General features: G+C 72.7%; 4 protein-coding genes. 1 reads left to right on the top strand and 3 read right to left on the bottom strand.

Annotated features, from left to right (window positions below; all coding sequences use genetic code 11):
* Positions 1-741 (top strand): deoxyribonuclease IV (locus I4I78_RS29745; RefSeq protein ID WP_218614827.1); only part of this gene is annotated, 741 nt, incomplete at its 5' end.
* 12 nt (positions 742-753) lie between these two features.
* Here I4I78_RS29745 and I4I78_RS29740 read toward each other — a convergent pair.
* From I4I78_RS29740 to I4I78_RS29730, 3 genes are all read right to left on the bottom strand, one after another.
* Entirely contained in the window at positions 754-1,398 is a 645-nt protein-coding gene (locus I4I78_RS29740; protein WP_308252438.1) for a CoA pyrophosphatase, read from the bottom strand.
* Positions 1,399-1,440: 42 nt separating this feature from the next.
* Positions 1,441-2,844: a glycosyltransferase 87 family protein gene (locus I4I78_RS29735; RefSeq protein ID WP_308252437.1), complete on the bottom strand. Its 1,404-nt coding sequence runs from the start codon at positions 2,842-2,844 to the stop codon at positions 1,441-1,443.
* Between the two features lie 146 nt (positions 2,845-2,990).
* Positions 2,991-5,364: transglycosylase domain-containing protein (locus tag I4I78_RS29730; RefSeq protein WP_275958030.1), on the bottom strand; the 2,374-nt coding region annotated here is incomplete at its 5' end.

Below are 5,364 nucleotides of genomic sequence, written 5' to 3'. Positions count from 1 at the left end.
GACCCGCTGGCCGAGGCCGCCGAGGTGGGGGCGGACGTCGTGCAGATCTTCCTGTCCGACCCGCAGGGCTGGAAGAAGCCGCCGCCGCACCCGAGGGCGGCCGAGCTCGCCGCCTCCGACGTCGCGGTCGTGGTGCACGCGCCCTACACCGCGAACGTCGCGTCGCCGAACAACCGCATCCGGATCCCGTCACGCAAGATCGTCACACAGCACGCGGCAGTGGCGAAGGAGGCCGGGGCGATCGGGCTGGTCGTGCACGGCGGGCACGTCACGCGCGACGAGGACCCGGCGGTCGGCATCGACAACTGGCGCAAGTTCGTCGAGCGCCAGGCCGGCGAGGGCGGGTTCGACGTCCCGATCTTCCTGGAGAACACCGCCGGCGGGGACAACGCGATGGCCCGCCGGTTCGACGCGCTGGGCCGGCTCTGGGACGCGATCGGCGAGTTCGACGTCGGCTTCTGCCTCGACACCTGTCACGCGTTCTGCGGCGGCGAGGAGCTGGCCGGGGTGGTGGAGCGTGCGAAGGCGATCACCGGCCGGATCGACCTGGTGCACCTGAACAACTCCCGCGACGGGTTCGACTCGGCGCGCGACCGGCACGCCAACATCGACTCCGGGACGATCCCGCCGGACGTCCTGGCCGCCGTCGTCGCAGCGGCCGACGCACCGGTGATCGTCGAGACGCCGCCCGACGGCCAGGCCCGCGACATCGCCTACCTGCGTGAGCACGCCGCCGGCTGACCGCGGAAGGCCTCACTTCCAGGCGAACACCGGCTGCTCCAGGTGCGCCACCCGGGTGGCGCGCCCGTGCAGCACGACCTCCCGGAACTGGTAGAGCACGGCGCCGGTCGGCGCGTGTACGAACCGGTCGAACAGCGGCACCTGGATCACCGGCGCGTCCGACTCCGGGATGGTCAGGAACCGCGGCTCCTGGTCGATCTCGCGCAGCGGGACCCGGTGCAGCGAGCCGACCTCGTCCGGGTTCGGGGTCGGCTCACCGGCGCCGCCGGCCCACAGCACCACCGGCGTGATCACGTAGCCGGAACGGGTCGGGTAGTCGTCGAGCAGGCCCAGCACCCGGTCCTCGCCGAGGTCGAGCCCGACCTCCTCGGACACCTCCCGGCGGGCCGCCTCGGTGATCGACTCACCCGGGTCGGCCCGGCCGCCGGGCAGCGCCCACTGGCCGGAGTGCGCACGCAGGGACGTCGCGCGGCGGGTGAGCAGGAACGTCAGCTCGTCGGCCAGCGGGCCCTCGCCGGTGGCGCCGGCGGCGGGGATCAGCGTCATCGTCACCGCAGCGGTCTTGCGGCCGTCCCGGTCCGCGTCGGCGGCCGCCCGCCGGGTGAACCCCGCGAGCGCGTCGACGACGGCCGTGCGCAGTGCTCCGGTCCGGTCCACCGGCTCCACCCCTCTTCTCGGATCAATGACGACAACCCTGCCTCACCGGCCGGGACCGGCCTCCGGCACCGGCTCGGGCGAGCGGTGCGGCACCACGGCCGGCCACAGCGGGTCCGCCTCCGGTGACGCCGCCGGGCGGCGCCGGATCGTCCGTACGACCAACACGCACAACGTCACCACGACGGCGTCGCGCACCACCACCGTCGCCAGGAAGACGTCCGGTGGCAGACCCTTGTCGTCCACCCCGACGTACTGGAACATCCGCGGCACCCAGACCAGCGCATCGATCGTCATCCACGCCAGCAGCAACCGCCAGCGGGGTAGTGCGAGCACGGCCAGCGGGACCAGCCAGAGCGAGTACTGCGGGCTCCAGACCTTGTTCACCAGCAGGAAAGCGGCGACGGCGAGGAAGCACAGCTCGGCCACCGCCGGCGGGTGCGGTGCCCGCAGAGCCAGCACCGCCAGGGCGGTGAACGCCACGACCAGCAGCACCGCGACGACCGTGTCCAGCACGACCGGCACCTGCCCACTTGCCAGCGGCCCGTCGAACCCGGCCCAGCCGGTGAAGTAGCTGATGACGAACCAGATCGAGTCCGGATCGGCGGGCCGGGTCCGGTTCAGGTCGAAGAACTCGGTCCACCCGCGGAACCACAGCACCGCGACCGGCAGGTTGACCAGCACGAACGTGCCGACCGCGGACGCGATCACCGGGATCGCGGTGCGCAGCCCGCCGTCGTCGCGGCGGCGCAGGCCGACCAGCAGGACGGGCAACAGCAGCAGCAACGGGTACAGCTTGAGCGCCCCGCCGATCCCGAGCAGCGCCCCGGCCAGGACCGGCCGTCGGCCGCGCAGCGCGACCAGCCCGCCGGTCGCGGCGGCCACCGCGAGCGCGTCGAAGTTCGTGAACACGTGCACCAGCGCCAGCGGCGACAACGCGACCAGGGCGGCGTCCCACGGCCGGTCCGGGCGCAGGTGGTACACCGCCGCGCAGACCGCCAGCCACGCCAGTGCGAGCCAGAACGCCGTGATGTCGAAGTAGACGACGACGTCGAGCGCCGTGGGCAGCGGCAGGGTCGCGGCCAGCCACTGCCAGCCGTCGGTCAGCTGGGCGTTGGCCCACTGGAAGAACCCGGTGAGCACCGGGTACTCCATGTAGCGCTCGGTCCGGGAGCCGTCGGTACCGGTACCTCCGGCGGAGCCGTCGAACCAGGCGTCGCGGTAGGGCAGCCCGCCGTCGGCCAGGCCCTCGACGCCGTAGAGCGGGACGGTGTCGGAGTAGCACATCGCGACGTACTGACGGTCGTTGCGCCAGTCCAGGGCCAACGCGCCGTCGGCGTCGCGGTACTGCTGCAGACACGGCGACTTGCCCAGCCAGGCCAGGGCCAGCACGACGATCGAGAGCAACAGGACGACCCGCAGCGGCGTCCAGTAGCGGGCCCGGCCCACCAGCGCGTGCCGGCCGAGCGGGCCGCCGACGACGCGGCTGGCCGCGGCGGCGAGCGGTTCGGTCCAGGTCGGGATCGTGCGGGCGCCGGTCGGGCGGGGCCGGCGGGCCGGGCCGCGGGGTGGCAGACCGGTCTCATCGGAGAAACTCAGTTGTCCCCTCCACCGTCGCCGCCGCCACCACCGTCGCCGCCGTTGCCGCCGCCGTCACCACCACCGGAGTCCCCGCCGTCGCCGCCGTTCCCGCCGTCGCCGCCGGTGTCCCCGCCGTTGCCGTCCCCGCCGCCGTCACCGCCGCTGTCCCCGGCGTTGCCGCCGTTGCCGCCGTCGCCGAAGTCCCCGCCGTTGCCGCCCGTGTTGCCCGAGCCCGGGAAGGCCCCGGGGTCCTCACCGTTGTTCTCGCTGGACGGGCTCGGCGCACTCGTCGGCGGCTCCGACGTCCGGGGGGCGGTGTCGACCTCCTGCGCGGGGCCCTGACCGATCGGCTCGAAGTCCGAGAACCGCTCGGTCGGCGTGCCGTCGAGCACGTCGTCCATGAACGACTGCCAGATCGAACCGGGCAGCATCCGGCCGTAGATCGGGCGTCCGGCCGAGTTCTTGATCGGGCTGTTGTCGTCGGTCCCGACCCAGACCGCGGTGGAGACCGACGGCGTGAAGCCGACCGTCCAGGCGTCGTTGTTCTGGCCCTCGGTGCTGCTCTGCACGGTGCCGGTCTTGGCCGCCACCGGGCGGCCGCCGGACAGGCCGATCCGCGAGGAGCTCGCGACGTCGGTCATCGACTCGGTCACGTTGCGCGCGACCTCGGGGTCCATCGCCTGCCGGCCGGTCTCGGTCGCGCCCCGGTCGAAGATCACCCGGCCGTCGCCCGCCGTCACCTTGGCCACCAGGAAGGGCTCCCGGTACATGCCGTCCGCGGCGAACGTCGCGTAGGCCGACGCCATGTCCTGCGGGTGCACCTCCCGGTCGCCCAGCGAGATGCCACCGGTCGGGTTGGGCAGCAGGTCGGGCGGGATGCCGGCCTGGTGCGCGGCGTCGGCGACCTTGGCCGGTCCGACGTCGAGACCCATCTTGTAGAACACGGTGTTGATCGACTTCGTCATCGCCGTCTTGACCGAGCACTGCGCGCAGCTCTCGCCCTCGGAGTTGGCGACCGTCGCGCCGGCGAGGGTCTGCGGCGAGGATCCGTCGTAGGTGGTTCCGAGCCCGATCGGGTTCGGCCCCTGCAGGGCCGCGGCCAGCACGAACGGCTTGAACGAGGACCCGGGCTGCTTGAGCACGTTCGCGTAGTCCAGGCCGACGCCGTCCTTGCCGCCGTAGTAGGCCAGCACCGCGCCGGTCTTCGGGTCCACCGAGACCAGCGACGAGCGCAGGTTCCCGGGCTGGCCCTCCATCACCTTCGCCACCGCGTCGCCCGCCTCCTGCTGGGCCTTCGGGTCGATCGTGGTGGTGATGGTCAGACCCTGGGTGTTGATCTCCTGCTCGCTGATCCCGAGCGTGTCCAGTTCCGCGCGGGCCTGGTTGTAGATGTGCCCTCGGTCGTCACCGGGGATGCCGCCCTCGGTCTTGGAGGGCTCCTTCCACTGCGGGAACGTCTGCATCGCCCGGTCGGCCGGGGTCATCCAGCCCTGCGCGACCATGCCGTCGAGCACGAAGTTCCACCGCTGGGTGGAGCGCTCCAGGTTCTTCGCCGGGTCCCACCGCGACGGCGACTGGATCAGGCCGGCGATCACGGCGCCCTCGGAGGCGTTGAGGTCCCCGACGTTCTTGCCGAAGTACGCCTGAGCGGCCGCCTGAATGCCGTAGGACCCGCGACCCAGGTAGATCGCGTTCAGGTAGTTCTCCAGGATCTGCTGCTTCGTGTACTCCTTGGAGATCTTCGCCGCGAGCACGACCTCCCGGTACTTGCGGAACAGCGAGAACTGGTCCTGCCCGGTGGTCACCTTGATGTACTGCTGGGTGATCGTCGAGCCACCGCCGATACCGCCGGTGAGCTGGCTCCACACGGCGCGGCCGATGCCGCTGATGTCGAAACCGGGGTTCGAGAAGAACGACCGGTCCTCCGCCGAGAGCACGGCCTGCTGCACCGGCACCGGCACCTGGTCCAGCGTCACGCTGGTCCGGTTGACGTTGTCCGGGCGCACGGTCGCCAGCGGCGACCCGTCCTCGAAGGTGAAGCTGGCGACCTGGGTGACGGCGATGTCCTCGGCCTTGGGCACCGAGAAGACCAGCCAGCCGATCGCGAACGCCAGGATCGGGCCGATCACGGCCAGGCCGAGCAGGACCCAGACCCAGCGGCGCATCCGCCTCCATCCCTTCCTCGGCCCGCGTCCGGGCCCGTCGCCGCCGCGGTCCCCGGTCCCGGGGCCGCCGGGTGGACGCCCGCCGCCGCCACCGGCCGTGCGGGCCGGGGCCGGTGCGACGGCCGTCGCGGAGCCGGCATCCGCGCGGGCGCGTGCCGGACCGAAGTGCCCGACGGACTCCTCGTGGGTGAGCAGCTGCGGCGGACTCGGGGGCGGGCCCTGA

It is taken from the genome of Pseudonocardia sp. KRD291 (assembly GCF_019263595.1).
Classification (GTDB): domain Bacteria; phylum Actinomycetota; class Actinomycetes; order Mycobacteriales; family Pseudonocardiaceae; genus Pseudonocardia.
Note: the sequence above shows the minus strand (reverse complement) of the source record. Positions and strands in the feature narration are given on the sequence as shown.